This is a genomic window from Halopseudomonas pelagia CL-AP6 (assembly GCF_000410875.1).
In the GTDB taxonomy this organism is placed as follows: domain Bacteria; phylum Pseudomonadota; class Gammaproteobacteria; order Pseudomonadales; family Pseudomonadaceae; genus Halopseudomonas; species Halopseudomonas pelagia.
Genome location: NZ_AROI01000004.1, coordinates 84,062 through 102,745, shown reverse-complemented (window position 1 = coordinate 102,745; position 18,684 = coordinate 84,062). Strand labels below are relative to the sequence as shown.

Genomic DNA, 18,684 nt, shown 5'->3' with positions numbered 1-18,684 from the left:
CCAGACCATGTTGGGTGGCTGGCTACAACCCGTAAGGAGCACTTATGCGTCATTACGAAATCGTATTTTTGGTTCACCCGGATCAAAGTGAGCAGGTCGGCGGCATGATTGAGCGCTACACCAAGCTTATTGAAGAAGATGGCGGCAAGATTCACCGCCTGGAAGATTGGGGCCGTCGTCAACTGGCTTACCCAATCGACAAGATCCACAAAGCCCACTACATCATGATCAACGTCGAGTGCAGCGCTAAGGCACTGGAAGAGTTGACTGAGAACTTCCGTTACAACGATGCCGTTATCCGTAACATGGTCATCCGTCGTGACGAAGCCATCACCGAGCAGTCCGACATGCTCAAGCCGGAAGATACCGGTCGTGGCGAGCGTCGTGAGCGTCGTGAGCGCACCGAAGGCGACGACAACGATTCGGAAAACGACAGCGACAACGCTGACGACAACGACAACGACGGCGACGACGAGTAAGTCATCCCGCTCCCACTTTCCAGTATCTAAGGAGACGCTGCCATGGCACGTTTTTTCCGCCGCAGAAAGTTCTGCCGTTTCACCGCTGAAGGCGTTAAAGAGATCGATTACAAAGATCTGAACACCCTCAAGGCTTACATCACCGAAACCGGCAAGATTGTTCCTAGCCGTATTACCGGTACTAAAGCCAGATACCAGCGTCAGCTGGGTGTTGCTATCAAGCGCGCCCGTTACCTGGCGCTGCTGCCTTTCACCGACAGTCATAGTCGCTGATAAGCAGGTAATGACGTAATCAGGGAAACCGAACCAGCATGCGTGGGTTAGCGGAATACATCATGCGCGGTCGCAAGCAAGCCACTCTGGTAGTGGCTATTGCAGCGGCTATACCCCTGTTGTTCTGGGTCAGTGCTGCGGCACTGGCGTTGGTCATCTTGCGCCGCGGCTTGAATGAAGCGCTCCCGGTTATCATCTGGGGTGCTTTACCGGCCTTGGCCTGGGCGTTGATGGGTGATCTGACGCCCTTGTTGGTGATTCTTGGTGCTGCCGGTATGGCGGCGCTGCTGCGTGAGAAGCAAGAGTGGTCCAATGTCTTGCTGGTTGTGGTGCCGCTGGGCGTAGCCTATGCGTTGCTGCTCATGAGTGTACTGGGAGAGCCGCTACAGGCGCTGGCAGTGCAGATTCAAGAGCGCTTGCCACAACTGATGGCTGACATGGGTGGCTCCGTTGACGAGGCCAGCATGGCTCGGCTCGAGGCGCTGCTGGTGCCGGTTCTGGCGGGTTTGACGGGTGCGGTGCACGCGCTGATGGCGTTGGTCAGTCTGATGATTGGTCGCTCCTGGCAAGCGGGCCTGTATAACCCAGGCGGGTTTCGCGCCGAGTTTCATCGGCTGCGCTTGTCGCCTTTGGTAGCCGGTGCCCTGTTGGTGTTGACGCTGTTCAGTCCGCAGTTCGGGCAGATGGCGCTGTTGGCACCCGTTGCCAGCCTACCGTTGCTGATTGCCGGGTTGGCGTTGCTGCACGGCTTGGTCGGCATTAAGAAGCTGGCTTTGGTATGGCTGGTGATACTCTATGCGGTGTTTGTTTTTGCCGCTCAGATTATGTATCCCCTGATTATGTTTTTGGCATTTATAGATAGTCTGTTCGATTTTCGTGCTCGTATTGCACCGGCCCAAGGGCCGCGCGACGATGACGATTCGAATGGCCAAGTTTGAATTTTAGAGGTCATCGCAATGGAAGTTATCCTGCTCGAAAAGATCGCGAATCTGGGTAACCTTGGCGACAAGGTTGCTGTCAGCGCCGGTTACGCACGTAATTTTCTCCTGCCTTTTGGCAAAGCCACTCCGGCCACTGCTTCCAACCTGGAAGCCTTCGAAGCTCGCCGCGCTGAACTAGAGCGTATCGCTGATGAGAAGAAAGCCGAAGCTGAAGCCCGTGCGGCCAAGCTGGAAGGTCTGACTGTGACCCTCTCCGCCAACGCTGGCGAAGAAGGCAAGCTGTTCGGTTCCATCGGTACTCGCGACATCGCCGATGCTGTGACCGCTGCTGGCGTCAACATCGAGAAAAGCGAAGTACGTCTGCCTGAAGGTCCGCTGCGCAACGTTGGTGAGTTCGACGTTGCTCTGCACCTGCACACAGATGTAGAAGCTACCGTCAAGCTGGTCGTTGTAGCCGGTTAATACCGCTGCACAGGCCCGACAGGCTGGTTGCCGATAACCCAAGGTCGTCGGTAGATGAGTTCGTCGGGCTTTCCAGTTAGACTAGTCAACACGGTGCCTGTCCTGGACAGGCGCCGTGTTGTTATTTTATCTCCCCGGTTTTTGTCCTGAGCCTGTACCGATGAACGAGTCGAACTACACCAACACTGCGGAACTTGACCTGCAAACCTCTGCACTGAAGATTCCGCCGCACTCGATCGAAGCTGAGCAGGCCGTGCTCGGCGGTGTCATGCTGGAGAACACGACTTGGGAGCGAGTGGTTGAGCTGCTCAGTGAGCCGGATTTTTATCGCCACGATCACCGTCTGATCTTCCGCGCCTTAGCCAGCCTGGCCTCGCGTAATCAACCCTTTGACGTGGTCACCCTGGCAGAAGAGCTGGATCGTGACGGGCTGATCGATCAGGTCGGCGGTCTGGCCTACCTGGGGCAGTTGGCGAAAAACACGCCGTCGGTCGCCAACATCAGCGCTTATACGCACATCATTCGCGAGCGCTCGACGCTGCGTAAACTGATCAGCACCAGTTCGGATATCGCCGATAGCGCCTTCAACACCAAGGGCAAACAAGCCAACCAGATTCTCGATGACGCCGAACGGCAAATTTTTGCGATTGCCGAGAGCCGCCCGAAAACCGGTGGACCGGAATCGGTGAATACCTTGCTGACCAAGGCGATTGACCGTATCGATACCCTGTTTAACAGTGATGGGGCGATTACCGGCCTGTCCACCGGCTTTGCCGATCTGGATGAAATGACCTCGGGTTTGCAGCCCTCTGACCTGGTGATTATTGCTGGCCGTCCGTCGATGGGCAAAACCACCTTTGCGATGAACCTGGTCGAGAACGTGGTTATGCGTTACGACAAGGCCGTGCTGGTGTTCTCCCTGGAGATGCCAGGTGATTCACTGGTCATGCGTATGTTGTCGTCCCTGGGCCGGATTGATCAGAGCAAGGTCAGGGCAGGGCGGCTTGAAGATGATGACTGGCCAAGGCTGACCTCGGCGGTCAACCTGCTTAACGACCGCAAACTCTTTATCGACGATACCGCCGGGCTGTCACCTATGGAGATGCGCGCCCGCGCTCGCCGCGTAGTACGTGAGCACGGCGAGATCGGCATGATCATGATCGACTATCTGCAGTTGATGCAGATCGGCGGTACCTCGGAGAACCGGACCAACGAGATCTCGGAGATTTCGCGCTCGCTTAAAGCGCTGGCAAAAGAATTCAACGCGCCCGTGGTTGCCTTGTCGCAGCTGAACCGCTCACTGGAGCAGCGCCCAAACAAGCGCCCGATCAACTCCGACTTGCGTGAGTCCGGTGCGATCGAGCAGGACGCGGATGTGATCATGTTCGTTTATCGGGATGAGGTTTATCATCCGGATACCCAGGATCAGGGTATCGCCGAAATTATTATTGGCAAGCAGCGGAACGGACCTATCGGCAGCATTCGATTGGCCTTTCTCGGCAAATTCACCCGTTTTGAAAATCTCGCACCCGGTTCCTATTCCGGGTACGGCGATATGGAGTAAGCATGTCCATCAGCATGCCGGCTGCGAAGCCGCTGTTTGATTATCCTAAGTACTGGGCCGAGTGTTTCGGCCCGGCACCTTTTTTGCCCATGAGCCGGGACGAGATGGACCTGCTTGGTTGGGACAGCTGCGACATCATCATCGTCACTGGCGACGCCTATGTTGATCACCCGTCCTTCGGCATGGCGATCATTGGCCGTTTGCTGGAGGCCCAGGGGTTCCGGGTCGGGATCATCAGCCAGCCGGACTGGCAGAGCAAAGAAGCATTTATGCAGCTGGGCAAGCCGAACCTGTTCTTCGGTGTGGCTGCCGGCAATATGGATTCGATGATCAATCGCTATACGGCGGATCGCAAGATCCGTTCGGATGACGCCTACACGCCCGGCGGCAAGGCCGGCAGTCGGCCGGATCGCGCCAGCCTGGTCTACAGCCAGCGCTGCCGTGAGGCCTTTAATGATGTGCCTGTGGTGCTCGGCGGCATCGAAGCCTCGCTACGCCGCATCGCGCATTATGACTACTGGCAGGACAAAGTGCGCCACTCGCTGCTGCTAGATGCCAAGGCCGATATTCTGCTGTACGGCAACGCCGAACGGGCTGTAGTCGAGATTGCCCAGCGCCTGAGCCGCGGGGAAGATATTCAGTCCATCACCGATATTCGTGGCACCGCTTTCATGCGCCGCGACACGCCGCAGGGTTGGTTCGAGCTGGATTCGACGCGTATTGATCGGCCGGGCAAGGTCGACAAAATCATCAACCCCTATGTGAATACCCAGGATACCAGTGCCTGCGCGGTTGAGCAGGAGAAAGGGCCGGCCGAGGACGGTCTGGAGGAGGGCGTTCAGGTAGTGCAACTGCTGCCGCACCCGCGTCTGGAGCGGGACAAGACGGTCATCCGCCTGCCATCTTACGAGAAGGTCAAAAGTGATCCGGTGCTTTATGCGCATGCCAACCGCGTACTGCACCTGGAAACCAACCCGGGCAATGCGCGCGCACTGGTGCAGCGGCACGCTGAGAAGGATGTGTGGTTCAATCCTCCGCCGATTCCGCTAACCACCGAGGAAATGGATTACGTGTTCGGGCTGCCTTACGCGCGGATACCGCACCCCGCCTATGGCGATGCCAAGATTCCGGCCTACGAGATGATTCGCTTTTCAGTGAATATCATGCGCGGCTGTTTTGGCGGTTGTACCTTCTGTTCGATTACCGAACATGAGGGGCGGATTATCCAGAACCGCTCGCATGAATCGATCATTCGCGAGATTGAAGAGATACGCGACAAGGTGCCAGGCTTTACTGGCGTGATTTCCGATCTGGGTGGGCCGACGGCGAACATGTATCGCATCGCCTGCAAGAGTCCCGCAATTGAAGCAGCTTGCCGCAAGCCCTCCTGCGTATACCCCGGTATTTGTGAAAACCTCAATACCGACCATTCGTCGCTGATAGGTTTGTACCGCAAGGCGCGCGAACTACCGGGTGTGAAAAAGATTCTGATCGCTTCCGGGCTGCGTTATGACCTGGCTGTTGAGTCCCCCGAGTACGTCAAGGAACTGGTCACGCACCATGTCGGCGGTTATCTGAAGATCGCCCCCGAACATACCGAGCAGGGTCCGCTGACCAAGATGATGAAGCCGGGTATCGGCAGTTACGATACCTTCAAGCGCCTGTTCGAGAAGTACACCAAGGAAGCGGGCAAGAAGCAGTACCTGATTCCCTATTTCATCGCTGCGCACCCAGGCACCTCTGACGAGGACATGATGAACCTGGCGTTGTGGCTGAAAACCAATGATTTTCGCGCTGACCAGGTACAGGCCTTCTATCCCTCGCCGATGGCGACCGCGACGGCCATGTATCATTCGGGCAAGAACCCGCTACGCCGGGTTACTTACAAGAGCGATACCGTCAACAGCGTTAAAGGCGAGCGGCAGCGGCGGCTACACAAGGCTTTCCTGCGTTATCACGACGCAAAGAACTGGCCGCTATTGCGCGAAGCATTGCAGGAGATGGGACGGGGTGATCTGATCGGGAATAGCAAGCAGCATCTGATTCCTACGTACCAACCTGCCGTCGAAGGCTACACCAGTGCCAGGAAAAAGCAGTCGACACCGGCGAAAGGACCGCGTCAGGGCGCTCTGTTAACGCAGCATACAGGTTTGCCTCCGCGCGATACCGGCAAGGGCAAGGGTGGGGCAGCCGGAGCTGGGGCAGGCCATCCTGGAACAGGCCGACCTGTGGCCGCCAGTGGCGGGATTAGTCATCCATCTATTGGCAAGCCCGGTGCAGGCCGTCCGGTAGCAGGAAAGAAAACTACCCGGAAGAAAGCCGGTCGACCCAGCACTCGGCTATCGACACGATAATATTTACCTAATCGTGCGCTTGAGCATTTCCGTTTAAGTTACCTGTACCAACAACAGGAGACGGGCAATGTCGGAGAGCGTGGCGAAGGTGAAGGGGTTAATCGCGGCGAGCAAAATACTGGGGTCCTATTGTGCAATCTATGCCGCGACATATGCGGCAGTCGCTGGCGGGCTGCCAGGCGAATTCGTCGATTATCAGGCCGGCGAGTCTTGCCCTGGCCCCTAGCTTTTTTGCTCAATCCAGAAGTTCAGTTGATCGCGTAGTTGCGCTAGCTCAACCGGCTTGGAAATGTGCCCGTTCATACCTGCCAGCCTTGAACGTTCGCGGTGTTCTGGAAGGATGTGTGCGGTAAGCGCGATAATGGGGATCGGCTCCCGAGCGCAGGCGCGCTCCCATTGACGGATCAGCTCGGCAGCGGTAAAGCCGTCCATCTCCGGCATTTCACAGTCCATCAGAATCAGATCATAGTTACCGGTCTGCGCCTGCAGCACGGCCTGTTGACCGTTTTGAACCGAATGCACCTGGATGTTGAGTTTGCCCAGCATTCCGCGAATGACCTTGGTCGATATGGTGTTATCTTCTGCAACCAACACCCTGAAACCTTCATGAAGCGGTTCCTGGCGAAGCTCGGATAGCGCTTCGTCTGCTGGCGTTTCACTGTGTTGACTGTGTTGCAGCCATTCGTCAATCAGTGTGGTACGCAAGGTGTAACCAGCCACAGGCTTGCTGAGTATTCGGCGGATCCCGGCGTTGCGCGCTATGATCCGGCTGGGCGCCTGGTTGATCCCCGTGAGCATGATAATCAGCAGTTGGTCTCGCAGGGCGGCATCTTCCTTGATCCGACTGGCCAGCTCAAGCCCGCTCATGCCTGGCATGTTGTGGTCAACGAGCAGGATATCAAACGGGGTGCCCAGGTTCGTTTGCGTTCGCAGCAACGCCAGGGCTTCTTTCCCGCCGGCAACGCACTGGGCTTGCATGCCCCAGGCATTACACTGTTGCTGCAGTACCTTGCGACAAGTGGCGTTGTCATCCACGATCAGGACCCGTCGATCGAGTAGACAGCGCCCTTCGGCATCGGGTTCGATAAATGCGTGGGTTTCATCCAGGGGCAGAGCGAACCAGATTGAATTGCCCTGATCCGATGCGTATTTGATGCCCACCTGCCCCGACATCATATGAATGAGTTGGCTGGCGATGAGCAGGCCGAGATGTCCATTGCTATCCGCTTGATCAAGCAGTCTGGAGGACTTTGGTAGTACCTTGATCAGGCAGTCGCGCGCCTCTTCCGGCATTGGGGTGCCGGAATCCTGTACCGCGAAACGCAATTGCTGGCTGGTCCCCTGCGGCTCAACGCCTACAGTCAGTAGGATTTCGCCTTGCTTGGTGAATCGCAGTGCGTTGCCTAGCAGGTTCATCAGTACCTGACGCAGCCGGGTGGGATCGCCGCTAATGGTGCGCGGCACATCAGCATGGACGAAGCTGATCAGCTCAATGGCCTGATTGTCAGCCCGGTTGCGGAAGATATCCAGACAATCGTTGACCAGTGCATGCAGATCGAACTGCACGGTTTCCAGGGTCATCTGGCCCGACTCCAGGCGCGACATGTCGAGGATCTCGTTGATCAGATTTAGCAGGTCATTGCCTGAGCCGTGGATGGTTTGCACGTAGTCGCGCTGTTTAGCGGAGAGCGCGGTATCCAGAAGCAGCTCGGACATCCCCAGTACACCGTTCATTGGCGTGCGAATTTCATGGCTGATGCGGCCAAGAAACTCCGCTTTAGCCCGTCGTTCGGCTTGCCGGGTGGCCTGGGTCTGGCGCTGGCTGACGCGCTGGGCGAGCAGTCTCTGGGCGCGGTTGTGCAGGCTCCAGGCGAAGCACACCATAGCCAGCCAGACCAAGGTGTCAAACAGATGGTCGGCGATTAGACGTTGGTCGTCGATCCAACTCAGGGCGACCGCGCACAACAGCAGTGCAGCGCCCGCCAGGAAGGGCTTGTTGATGGGTTGCCGACGCAGCCGCAGAAATGCCAGCAGGATGATAATCATCAGCGCAAGACAGAGCTGGATGACCACGGCAATGCCGGCAAACAGAGATGAGCGCAATGCCGCCACCACCACCAATATCGCCAGTGCCGCACTCATCAAGCTGATGATCAGAGTCAGCCGCTGGTGAACGCGCAGATCCGGGCCGGGCAGCAGGCTCAGCAATAGTAGCGCCAATAACGGATAAGCGGCGAGCTGCAGCAGTTCGGCGCTGTTGCCATGCAGTAAAGGCGCCTGGCTAGAGACCCAACTGATTGCGCTGAGATTAGCTAAGCAGAGGATCAGCGCCGCGCCAGCCAAGAGCAGGTGAAATGGGTCGCGATTGATACTGCCGTGCAGTAGCCCGTGCAGGGCCAATGCCAACAGCAAACCAACCAGAATGCCCTGCAGCGCTTGATGGGCGCCATGAATGGCCGCCGCTTCATGGGCGTCCATTACCGTCAAAAAAGTGCTGGTTGGATAATCATTCTGCAGGCGCAAATACAGGGTGTACTCTGCACCGGGAGTAATATCCACCGCAAAGGCAAAGCCAGGCTGCTGCAATAGACGCGGGTCCGCCGGGGCCTCGGAACCACTTTGGTAGTCGGCCGCCACGGCATCGCCGCGCAGGAGGTACAAGCTGATTCGCTCAATTGCCGGGTTATCAAGCCGTATCTGTTGGGCGCCGCTGCGAGTCATCGGGATTTTTACCCATAACGCAGTGCCAGCGCCCGATATTTTCAGTGCTCCGGGCGGGCTGGGAATAAAGCGGTTGGCGTAGCGATTGGAGGTAATATCGGCCAGACCCAGGACGCCTGTTGTATCGACAAGGCTGTAATGGGTTGGCGCGGGTGATTCGGTTGCAGCCACCCAGTTGGTCGCCAGCATAATGATCCCTGCCAGCAGGGTGAGGATCAACCAGCTTGCTTGCTTCACTATGACGTGTGTCCTGTCCATGGGCAATTGACGACCAGCGTCGGGTATCGAATCGATAAGAAGTATAGCTTAATGCACAAGGCTGCCAACCTGCACGGGCCAGTCTGAATACGGGTTATGACTGGCCAGTGCATCCACGCTGAGGCAGTATCAAAATGCTTGATGCGCGATGGCTCAATGCTGGTCCCTGGCGATGGCGCGATAACCAATATCCGAGCGGCAAAAGCTGCCCTTCCAGTTCACCTTGTTCGCCAACGCGTAGGCATTTTGCTGGGCTTCAAGGATGCTGTCGCCCAGTGCGGTAGCGCAGAGCACTCTGCCGCCACTGCTGACGACGGCTCCATCCTTATTTAGCGCAGTACCCGCATGGAAAATCTTGCCCTGGGCACTCACGGCTTGTTCCAGGCCTTCGATGGTATCGCCTTTGGCATAGTCCGCAGGATAGCCGCCTGCGGCAATCACCACACCCAGACTAGGCCGGGCGTCCCAGTTCGCTTCTGCCTGGTCCAACTGGCCGGCCAAGGCTGATTCGATAAGCTCTACTAGGCTGGATTGCAATCTCAGCATGATCGGTTGAGTTTCCGGATCGCCGAAACGACAATTGAACTCGATCACCTTGGGGTTACCCAGGGTATCAATCATCAGTCCGGCATACAGGAAGCCGGTATAGATGTTGCCCTCGGCTGCCATCCCGCGAACGGTCGGCCAGATCACTTCATCCATGACGCGCTGATGCACGCTATCAGTCACCACTGGCGCCGGGGAATAGGCGCCCATACCGCCAGTGTTCGGGCCGCTGTCGCCATCGCCGACTCGTTTGTGGTCCTGACTGGTCGCCATGGCCAGTACGTGCTCGCCATCGACCATGACGATAAAGCTGGCTTCTTCACCGTCGAGAAACTCCTCGATTACGACCCTGGAGCCGGCCGCGCCAAAGGCATTGCCTGCGAGCATGTCACGCACGGCATTCTCGGCTTCCTGTAGCGTCATCGCGACAATGACACCCTTGCCAGCGGCCAAACCGTCAGCCTTGATGACAATGGGTGCGCCTTTTTCATGCAGATAGGCCAGCGCCGGTTCGACTTCAGTAAAGTTCTGGTAGTCGGCGGTAGGAATCTGGTGCCGGGCAAGAAAGTCCTTGGTGAAGGCCTTTGAGCCCTCCAGCTGCGCGGCGCCAGCGGTTGGGCCGAAACAGGGCAGATCGCGCGTGCGAAACAGATCGACTACGCCAGCGACCAAGGGCGCTTCCGGCCCGACGATAGTCAGTTGTACGTTGGCTGCGGCAAAGTCAGCCAGTTTATCCAGTTCAAGTACGTCTATGGCGACGTTTTCGCACTTAGCTTCGGTGGCTGTGCCGGCGTTGCCAGGGGCGACGAAAACAGTCTCGACTCTGGCGTCCTGAGCGACCTTCCAGGCCAGCGCGTGTTCGCGCCCGCCACTACCGATAATCAAAACGTTCATGCAATCTCCTTTGCAGCTCTATCAGTGTCTGAAATGCCGCATGCCGGTAAATACCATGGCTATGCCCGCTTCATCGGCGGCGGCGATGACTTCAGCATCGCGCATCGAGCCGCCGGGTTGGATTACCGCGCTGATGCCATTGGCGGCAGCGTTATCGATACCGTCGCGGAACGGAAAAAAGGCGTCGGACGCCATGACTGCGCCCTGTACCTGCAAGCCAGCATGTTCGGCCTTGATAGCCGCGATACGCGCGGAATTGACGCGGCTCATTTGTCCGGCACCAATGCCCACGGTTTGGCGCTGGCTGGCGTAGACAATGGCGTTGGATTTGACGAATTTGGCCACTTTCCAGGCGAAAATCAGGTCGTGGATTTCCTGCTCGGTAGGGGCGCGCTGCGTCACGATCTTCAGATCTGCCGCGGTAATCATGCCGGTATCGCGGCTCTGCACCAGCAATCCGCCATTCACCCGCTTGAAATCCAGGTCTGCATGGCTGGTGGCAGACCATTCACCGCATTCCAGCAGGCGCACATTGGCTTTGGCGGCGACGATCTCGCGGGCAGCGGCGCTGATCCGTGGGGCAATAATGACTTCGACGAACTGGCGATCAACGATGGCCTGTGCGGTAGCGGCATCGAGTTCTCGGTTAAAGGCGATGATGCCGCCAAAAGCAGATTCGGCGTCGGTCGCATACGCTAGCTCATAGGCCTGACGAATACCGCCTTCATTCTCTGGCACAACAGCCACACCGCAGGGATTGGCGTGCTTGACGATCACGCAGGCTGGCTTGGTGAAGCTCTTTACGCATTCAAGTGCGGCGTCGGTGTCGGCAACATTATTGTAAGACAGCTCCTTGCCCTGTAATTGCACTGCGGTTGCTATGCACGCCTGAGTCGGACTGGCTTCGCGATAGAAGGCTGCCGCTTGGTGCGGGTTCTCGCCGTAGCGCATGTCCTGCACTTTGGTAAACTGGGTGTTGAATGTACGTGGGAAGTTTGCGCGTTCAGCGGTGCTCAGGGTGTCGCGCTGCTGGTCGATGGTGCCTAGGTAGTTGGCAATCATGCCGTCATAAGCAGCGGTATGCTCGAACGCCTTGAGCGCTAGGTCAAAGCGTTGCGCATAGGTTAGCCCGCCGTGCTTGAGGGCGTCGGCAATAGCGGTATAGTCGCTGGCGTTAACCACGATCGCGACGTCCTTGTGGTTCTTCGCTGCCGAGCGAACCATGGTGGGGCCGCCGATATCAATGTTTTCGATTGCATCCGGCAGGCTGCAGCCTGGCTTGGCAACGGTAGCCGCGAACGGATACAGGTTGACCACCACCATGTCGATCGGCTGAATGCCATGCTCCTGCATTACCGGACCGTCGATATCCCGCCGGCCCAGTATGCCGCCATGAATCTTCGGGTGCAGGGTCTTTACCCGGCCATCCATCATTTCCGGGAAGCCGGTGTAGTCGGCCACTTCCACGGCGGCAATGCCTTGCTCGCGTAATAACTTGAAGGTGCCACCCGTGGAGAGGATCTCTACACCTTGGGTGCTGAGTTCACGGGCAAATTCGACGATGCCGGTCTTGTCGGAAACGCTGATTAACGCACGACGTATCGGCAGGCGAGAAGTTTGGTCGGTCATCTTCATTCCAGATCAGATAATGGGTTGTGTACAGCTTCGGGGTGTAAACCAGAAACCGAGAGCGGGGTTTTGCCGGCTTGGCTCAGAGCAATCCGTATTGCTTGAGCTTTTTGCGCAGGGTGCCGCGGTTGAGGCCGAGAATTTCTGAGGCGCGCGTCTGATTGCCTTTAACGTGTTCCATCACGCTTTCCAGCAGCGGCGCCTCCACTTCGCAAAGGACCATGTCGTAAACGTCGGTGACGTCCTGTCCATCCAGATGTTCAAAGTAATTTTTCAGCGCTTGTTCGACACTGTTGCGCAGGGTGCGGCTACTCTGGCTGAGTTTGTCAGGGGCAATATAAAGGTTCTTTTCAGCTAGGTCGCTCACGGGGTCTGTTCCAATAATGTCTGAGGCGTTTAAAAGGCTCATGCCGCAAGGTCTCCTTCCAACAAGCGGGTAAAAAAAGTCTGAATGCTATGACGCTGCCGTTCGGGGCATTCAAGCCGATTGAACTGGCGTCGGAAATCCTCTGCGCCAGGCAGCGTCTGCAAGTACCAACCAACATGCTTGCGCGCAATGCGCAGGCCCTGATGCTCTCCGTAGAAGGTATGCAGTGCCTGTAGGTGGTCCTGCAGGATGTCGCGCTGCCAGTCCAGTGCTGGAGCAGGCAGGAGCTCGCCAGTCTTAAGAAAATGATTTATTTCGTTGAAGATCCATGGGCGGCCCTGCGCTGCCCGGCCGATCATGACGGCGTCGGCTCCGGTGTGTTTGAGTACCGCCAGGGCTTTCTGTGGGGAATCGATGTCGCCGTTGGCAAACACGGGTATGTCGATCGCTTGTTTGATCGCGGCAATGCTGTCGTATTCTGCGTGACCGGTATACAACTGGGTGCGGGTGCGTCCATGTACGGCGAGGGCTTGAATGCCTGCGGCCTCGGCTATTTTTGCAATCTGCAGACCGTTGCGCTGCTGCTCGCACCAACCGGTACGGATTTTCAGCGTAACCGGCAGGTTGACGGCCTTGACTACGGCCTCAAGTATTTCGCCCACCAGTTTCTCGTCACGCATCAGGGCCGATCCAGCCGCCTTGTTGCAGACTTTTTTCGCCGGGCAGCCCATATTGATGTCAATAATCTGGGCCCCAAGCTGTTCGTTCATGCGCGCGGCTTCGGCCATCATCTCGGCATCCGCGCCAGCGATCTGTACGGAGCGCGGTTCGCTTTCGCCGGTGTGATCCAGACGCTGACGGGATTTGCGACTGTTCCAGAGGCGCACGTCGCTGGTGACCATCTCCGATACCACCAGCCCGGCGCCCAGGCGACGGCACAATTGCCGGAAAGGCAAATCGGTAACGCCAGCCATAGGGGCCAAAATGACCGGGTTGGCGAGTTGGTAAGGTCCGATACGAGTCACTGCCTGGTCCATCCCTGTACTCTTCTGTGATCGCTGCTGTTCGCTGGCACGTCTGAGGTCCCTGCGCGGGGGTAAAGACGCAAGGAGTCAGGGTCAAGTAATGTGAAAAGGGCAGTAATGATACCCGCTATGGATGACCATATAAAGACTGCGTTGGATGATTTTTGAGCAGATCGGCTGAACGGCTCAGGGGCTGAGAAAATCCAGGTTATAACTGGCCGCTTGCGGCCCAGGGTCGAGCATGCTGAGCCCGACATGGACCGGTGTTTGCGGTGGCATCAGAGTCGAACCAGCCAGCTCGCCACCCAGGTACTCGGCTGGGCGGAACAGTTTGCTGCTCAGTTCGCGGCCGCTTAAATCGGTGAAAATCATGCGCAGTACTGGAAATGGCTGCGCGAAGTCGGCTCGGTTGTAAAGAATGACATCGATGGCCAGCGCGTTGGGGAAATCGGCATGCGGCCTGACCACCAGATTGCTACTGCGGATAAGCTCGATATTGACCCTGGCCGGCAACTCGCAGCCTGCCAGAAAGCAGATCTGCTCCATCATAGGGCGGCTACGCGCGTCGTGAGCAAGGGAGGCATAATTGTAGATCAGCGCCTGGCTGAGCAGGGCCAGCGCAGCCAGGGCGCTGAGTACACCCCATAGCCATTGATGGCGGGGGCGTCTGGCTAGGGGGCGATCATCCAGGTAGAGCGGTTCGTCGACCACATCCGGCAGGCTGAGGTGATCAGCAAAGCTAGGCTCGCGACGCTTATCAGTTGGTCTTTGCGATTCTGTATAGGCGCTGTCACCGAAGGTGGAGGGGAGAGGCGCGTCAGGTTTGCCTGCTGCAAAGCCGGCTGGTTGATCGCGCAGAAAAATTCCGCGATCGCGGGCCGCTGTTAGCGGACGCATGGGCTCAGGCATGTGCATACCGAACAGCCGTGTTTTATCCTCTGCCCCAGGCGAGGTAATAGTAGGCTCGATGGGATCCGGGCGCGGCTCGAAATCCCGTGATCTGGCTGCTGCCTTGAATGCGTCGTGGAGTTCCATATCATCCAGCGCATCGGGGTCCTGCGCCAAACGTGCCGTCTCGCTCTCCAAATCGTTATCCAGATTGAACTCAAGGTCCCAAGCGGCTGCGCTTTCCGGGTCGGAGTCAAAGTCGAAGGCTCGGTCTATCTCGTCATCTGTCGGGCCCCGAGCACTTTGTTCTGTGCCCGTTAGAGGAGATTCAGTGGCGGGCTCTGTAGTCAGTTCTGACCGTATGGCCTGATCGGACTGGTGTTTTTTCACGGGGTCTGGAGGGTTGTTTGCCTTTTCAAGGGGAGATGCCTCGGCCGCGTCGTGGCGAGTAAGGGCGTCTGTTCCTGGGTCATATTCAGAGCTAGGCTGCTCCGACGCCAGGGGCGTGTCCGTCAGCTTATCGATTGCGGTCAGATCCACAGCGGGATGCGCCGTTCTGGCGTCCGGGTTGATTTCTTCAAGGATGGACTCATCCAGCCCGAGCGCTTCCAGATCCAGATCATCCAGATCCAGATCATCGTGAATTAACAATGCGCCTTGATGCGGGATCTGAGCTTCAGGGCCGCTGGGTTGCGGCGCTGGCTCTGCACTCGAGGTGGCGGCAGATCCGGTTCGGCGTTCGGGCTGCGCCTGAGCGCTAGCGTCGAACACCTTGAGGCAGGCACCGCAACGTACATTGCCGGCGGCGGCCTGCAGGTGTTCCTGCGACAGCCGAAAACGCGTTTGACAGTGTGGGCATTGCGCTACCAGCATGTCGCTCATGGTTGACTGCAGTTCCTGTATGGCTGGGGCATTCGTGTTGCTGTTACCTTCATTGTGCCGTGAACCAGGTTAGGGCGCCAAGTGCCGGCGACCGCTGACGCGAATCCAGCCGTCGCGCTCGGCCACCGGGTCCAGTTCAAAGTCATCCTGATAGGCGCTGAGGATATCTTCAGTCTGCTCGGCGAGAATGCCTGACAAAGCAATCAGCCCGCCGGGTTTGATCAGCCTGCTTAGCTGGGGCGCAAGACTAACCAGTGGGCCCGCTAATATATTGGCCACCAGAATGTCTGCCGGTTCCTGGGGCATCTGCTCGGGCAGGTGCAAGGTCAGGCGGTCGTCGGCGATCTGGTTGCGCTGGGCATTGTCGCGCGAGGCTTCCAGTGCCTGGATATCGATGTCTGTCGCGCAAACCCGGTCAGCGCCCAGCAATAAACCGGCGATGGCCAGAATGCCGGACCCGCAACCGAAGTCGATCAGGCTTCTGGCGTGCAGATCCTGGCCGTCCAGCCATTCCAGGCAGAGTGCGGTAGTGGGATGGGTGCCGGTACCAAACGCCAGTCCGGGATCAAGCAACAGATTAACGGCATCGGGTTCTGGCGCGCTGTGCCAACTGGGCACAATCCATAACCGTTGACCGAATCGCATCGGCTGGAAATGCTCCATCCAGCTGCGCTCCCAGTCCTGATCGGCTATCTGTTCAAGCTGATGCTCGGGCAGCTGGCCGCCGGAGAGCTGTTTTAGATTGGCCAGCAGCTCGGCAGTATCAGTCTCGGCTTCGAACAAGGCCAGCAGGTGTGTGTGCGACCACAATGGCGTGGTGCCCAGGTCGGGCTCGAAAATCGGCTGGTCTTCACCGTCCATAAAGGTGACGGAGGTAGCGCCTAACGCGAGCAGGGTCTCTTCCAGCGGATCAGCCTGTTCCGGCGTGATCGCGAGGCGAAGTTGCAACCAGGGCATGTGAGTTCCTTGGGAAACGGGCTTCAAGCGGCAAGCTTCAAGCAACAGGACAAAGCACGGGAGCGGACTGGCCGCTCCCGTGGGATGGATCATACTCGTCAAGCCTGCGGGTAGGGCTTACTTGATACCCAGCTTGTGCTCAAGATAGTGGATATTGACGCCGCCCTTGCAAAAGCCCGGATCACGAACCAGTTCGCGATGCAGAGGCGTGTTGGTCTTGATGCCGTCGACCACCAGTTCGTCCAGTGCGTTGCGCATACGCGCCAGGGCCTCGTCACGGGTGGCGCCGTAGGTAATGAGCTTGCCAACCAGTGAATCGTAGTTCGGCGGCACCTTATAGCCACTGTATAAATGCGAATCCACCCGCACACCGTTGCCACCGGGTGCATGGAAGAAACTCACCGTGCCAGGGCTGGGCATAAAGGTCTTGGGGTCTTCGGCATTGATCCGGCATTCAATAGAATGGCCGCGAATAACGACGTCTTCCTGGGTAATGCTCAAGGGTTGGCCTGAAGCAACCAGGATCTGTTCCTTGACGATGTCGATTCCGGTAACCATTTCCGACACGGGATGCTCTACCTGAACACGGGTATTCATCTCGATAAAGAAGAAATCGCCATTCTCATAAAGGAACTCGAAGGTCCCTGCGCCGCGGTAGCCAAGGTCGATACAGGCCTTGACGCAGCGTGCCTGAACCATGGCGCGGGCCTCTTCATCGATGCCCGGAGCAGGCGCCTCTTCGATGATTTTCTGGTGGCGACGCTGCAGTGAGCAGTCACGATCGCCCAGGTGTACTGCGTGACCCTGGCCGTCGGAGAGCACCTGAACTTCCACATGGCGTGGATTGGTCAGAAACTTTTCCAGATACACCACCGGGTTGCCAAAGGCAGCACCGGCTTCGGTGCGAGTCAGGTGGATGGATTTGATCAGCTCGGCTTCTTCATGGACAACGCGCATACCGCGTCCGCCACCGCCACCCGAGGCTTTGATAATAACCGGATAACCGACGCGCCGGCCGATGGCCAGGCATTCGGCTTCATCCTCAGGCAAGGGGCCGTCTGAACCCGGAACGGTGGGAACGCCGGCTTTGATCATCGCGGCGATGGCCGACACCTTGTCACCCATCAGGCGGATGACCTCGGCACTGGGGCCGATAAAGGTAAAGCCGGAGCGCTCGATCTGTTCGGCAAAGTCAGCGTTTTCGGCGAGGAAACCATAGCCTGGGTGGATGCCATCGGCGCCAGTGACTTCAGCGGCACTGATGATTGCCGGGATGTTCAGATAGGACTCGGTAGCATTGGCCGGACCGATACAGACGGTCTCGTCGGCCAGCGCCAGGTGCATCAATTCACGGTCGGCCGTGGAATGCACGGCGACAGTCTTCAATCCGAGTTCCTTGCAGGCACGGATCACGCGCAGAGCAATTTCACCGCGGTTGGCAATTAGGACTTTTTGCATCGTGGCCTCCGGGTCGGGCTCAGGCGATGCTGAACAGGGGTTGATCGAATTCTACTGGCTGACCATTGTCCGCCAGGATGGCCTGAATCACGCCGCTTTTATCGGCTTCAATGTGGTTCATCATCTTCATGGCTTCCACAATGCAAAGCACGTCGCCGACCTTGACCGCGTGGCCTACTTCAACGAAGGAGCCTGCTGCAGGCGAGGGTGAACGGTAGAAGGTGCCGACCATCGGCGAGCGCACCAGGTGGCCGCTAGGCTCGGCAGCGGCTGGCTCGATCATCGGCGCAGCCGCAACGGGCGCGGCAGCGGGCGCAGGGGCTGAGGGCGGTGGAGCGTAATAGTGTTGCGGCGCAGCGATTTGCTTGCTGTGGCGGCTGATGCGAACAGACTCTTCGCCTTCGTGAATTTCCAGTTCGTCGATGCCGGATTCTTCCAGAAGCTCGATCAGTTTTTTTACTTTACGGATATCCATTGGTGCTTGCACTCCAGAGCAGTTTAATCTTGTTCGGTTTGTTCAATATGGTGTACGGCGGCGTCCAGCGCTAATTGATAACCCTTGGCGCCCAGCCCGCAAATGACGCCTACAGCGACATCCGAGAAATAGGAATGGCGGCGAAAAGGCTCACGTTTGTACACGTTGGATAAATGCACTTCGATAAATGGGATGCTCACCGCTAGCAATGCGTCACGTATTGCCACGCTGGTATGCGTAAATGCGGCGGGATTGATGATGATGAAATCAATTGCCTCGTCCCGAGCGGCATGGATACGCTCAATCAGCTCGTGTTCGGCATTGCTTTGCAGGGTCAGCAGGTGATGCCCCTGATGGGCGGCCTGCTCGCGCAGCTGCTTGATGATCTGATCCAGGGTGACGGCCCCGTAAACGCCGGGTTCGCGAGTGCCAAGTAAATTCAGATTAGGTCCGTTGAGAACCAGAATGCTGGCCATGATTGTCGTTCCACAGGCTTTTGAAAGTTTGACTC

Annotated in this window: 15 protein-coding genes and 1 pseudogene; 6 read left to right on the top strand and 10 right to left on the bottom strand. The window is 57.7% G+C overall.

Features of this window, described 5'->3' with window-relative positions; translation table 11 throughout:
• The first annotated feature begins 44 nt into the window (after positions 1-44).
• From rpsF to K787_RS22015, 6 genes and pseudogenes are all read left to right on the top strand, one after another.
• On the top strand, positions 45-479 hold the full coding sequence (rpsF, locus tag K787_RS0103245) for a 30S ribosomal protein S6 (protein WP_022961358.1): 435 nt from the start codon (positions 45-47) through the stop codon (positions 477-479).
• A gap of 42 nt (positions 480-521) precedes the next feature.
• Positions 522-752 carry a 30S ribosomal protein S18 gene (gene rpsR, locus K787_RS0103240; RefSeq protein WP_022961357.1) on the top strand — a complete coding sequence of 77 codons (231 nt, stop codon included), beginning with the start codon at positions 522-524 and terminating at the stop codon, positions 750-752.
• Positions 753-790: 38 nt separating this feature from the next.
• Positions 791-1,690, top strand: a complete 900-nt coding sequence (locus tag K787_RS0103235) for a YybS family protein (protein WP_022961356.1) — start codon at positions 791-793, stop codon at positions 1,688-1,690.
• An 18-nt stretch (positions 1,691-1,708) separates the two neighbouring features.
• Positions 1,709-2,155 (top strand): 50S ribosomal protein L9, encoded by a 447-nt coding sequence (rplI, locus tag K787_RS0103230; protein ID WP_022961355.1) that lies wholly within the window; start codon positions 1,709-1,711, stop codon positions 2,153-2,155.
• A gap of 160 nt (positions 2,156-2,315) precedes the next feature.
• On the top strand, positions 2,316-3,719 hold the full coding sequence (gene dnaB / locus K787_RS0103225; protein WP_022961354.1) for a replicative DNA helicase: 1,404 nt from the start codon (positions 2,316-2,318) through the stop codon (positions 3,717-3,719).
• 14 nt (positions 3,720-3,733) lie between these two features.
• Positions 3,734-5,914: pseudogene (locus K787_RS22015) on the top strand (YgiQ family radical SAM protein); the annotation flags it as partial.
• Between the two features lie 381 nt (positions 5,915-6,295).
• Here K787_RS22015 and K787_RS0103210 read toward each other — a convergent pair.
• The 10 genes from K787_RS0103210 to aroQ all read right to left on the bottom strand — a co-directional run bounded on the left by K787_RS0103210 (position 6,296) and on the right by aroQ (position 18,649).
• Positions 6,296-9,031 carry a hybrid sensor histidine kinase/response regulator family protein gene (locus K787_RS0103210; protein WP_022961351.1) on the bottom strand — a complete coding sequence of 912 codons (2,736 nt, stop codon included), beginning with the start codon at positions 9,029-9,031 and terminating at the stop codon, positions 6,296-6,298.
• Between the two features lie 174 nt (positions 9,032-9,205).
• Entirely contained in the window at positions 9,206-10,492 is a 1,287-nt protein-coding gene (gene purD, locus K787_RS0103205) for a phosphoribosylamine--glycine ligase (RefSeq protein ID WP_022961350.1), read from the bottom strand.
• A gap of 21 nt (positions 10,493-10,513) precedes the next feature.
• A complete protein-coding gene (gene purH, locus K787_RS0103200) occupies positions 10,514-12,121 on the bottom strand; it encodes a bifunctional phosphoribosylaminoimidazolecarboxamide formyltransferase/IMP cyclohydrolase (RefSeq protein ID WP_022961349.1) in 1,608 nt (535 codons plus the stop codon).
• Positions 12,122-12,203: 82 nt separating this feature from the next.
• A complete protein-coding gene (gene fis / locus K787_RS0103195) occupies positions 12,204-12,530 on the bottom strand; it encodes a DNA-binding transcriptional regulator Fis (RefSeq protein ID WP_022961348.1) in 327 nt (108 codons plus the stop codon).
• On the bottom strand, positions 12,527-13,525 hold the full coding sequence (gene dusB, locus K787_RS0103190) for a tRNA dihydrouridine synthase DusB (RefSeq protein ID WP_022961347.1): 999 nt from the start codon (positions 13,523-13,525) through the stop codon (positions 12,527-12,529). Before dusB ends, fis begins: the two co-directional genes overlap by 4 nt.
• A 174-nt stretch (positions 13,526-13,699) precedes the next feature.
• Positions 13,700-15,283, bottom strand: coding sequence for a DUF3426 domain-containing protein (locus K787_RS24220; RefSeq protein ID WP_022961346.1), 1,584 nt, complete (start codon positions 15,281-15,283; stop codon positions 13,700-13,702).
• A gap of 69 nt (positions 15,284-15,352) precedes the next feature.
• Entirely contained in the window at positions 15,353-16,240 is an 888-nt protein-coding gene (prmA, locus tag K787_RS0103180) for a 50S ribosomal protein L11 methyltransferase (RefSeq protein WP_022961345.1), read from the bottom strand.
• Positions 16,241-16,357: 117 nt separating this feature from the next.
• Positions 16,358-17,698, bottom strand: a complete 1,341-nt coding sequence (accC, locus tag K787_RS0103175) for an acetyl-CoA carboxylase biotin carboxylase subunit (RefSeq protein ID WP_022961344.1) — start codon at positions 17,696-17,698, stop codon at positions 16,358-16,360.
• Between the two features lie 19 nt (positions 17,699-17,717).
• On the bottom strand, positions 17,718-18,173 hold the full coding sequence (gene accB, locus K787_RS0103170; RefSeq protein ID WP_022961343.1) for an acetyl-CoA carboxylase biotin carboxyl carrier protein: 456 nt from the start codon (positions 18,171-18,173) through the stop codon (positions 17,718-17,720).
• Between the two features lie 23 nt (positions 18,174-18,196).
• Positions 18,197-18,649, bottom strand: a complete 453-nt coding sequence (gene aroQ, locus K787_RS0103165; protein WP_022961342.1) for a type II 3-dehydroquinate dehydratase — start codon at positions 18,647-18,649, stop codon at positions 18,197-18,199.
• Positions 18,650-18,684 lie beyond the last annotated feature (35 nt).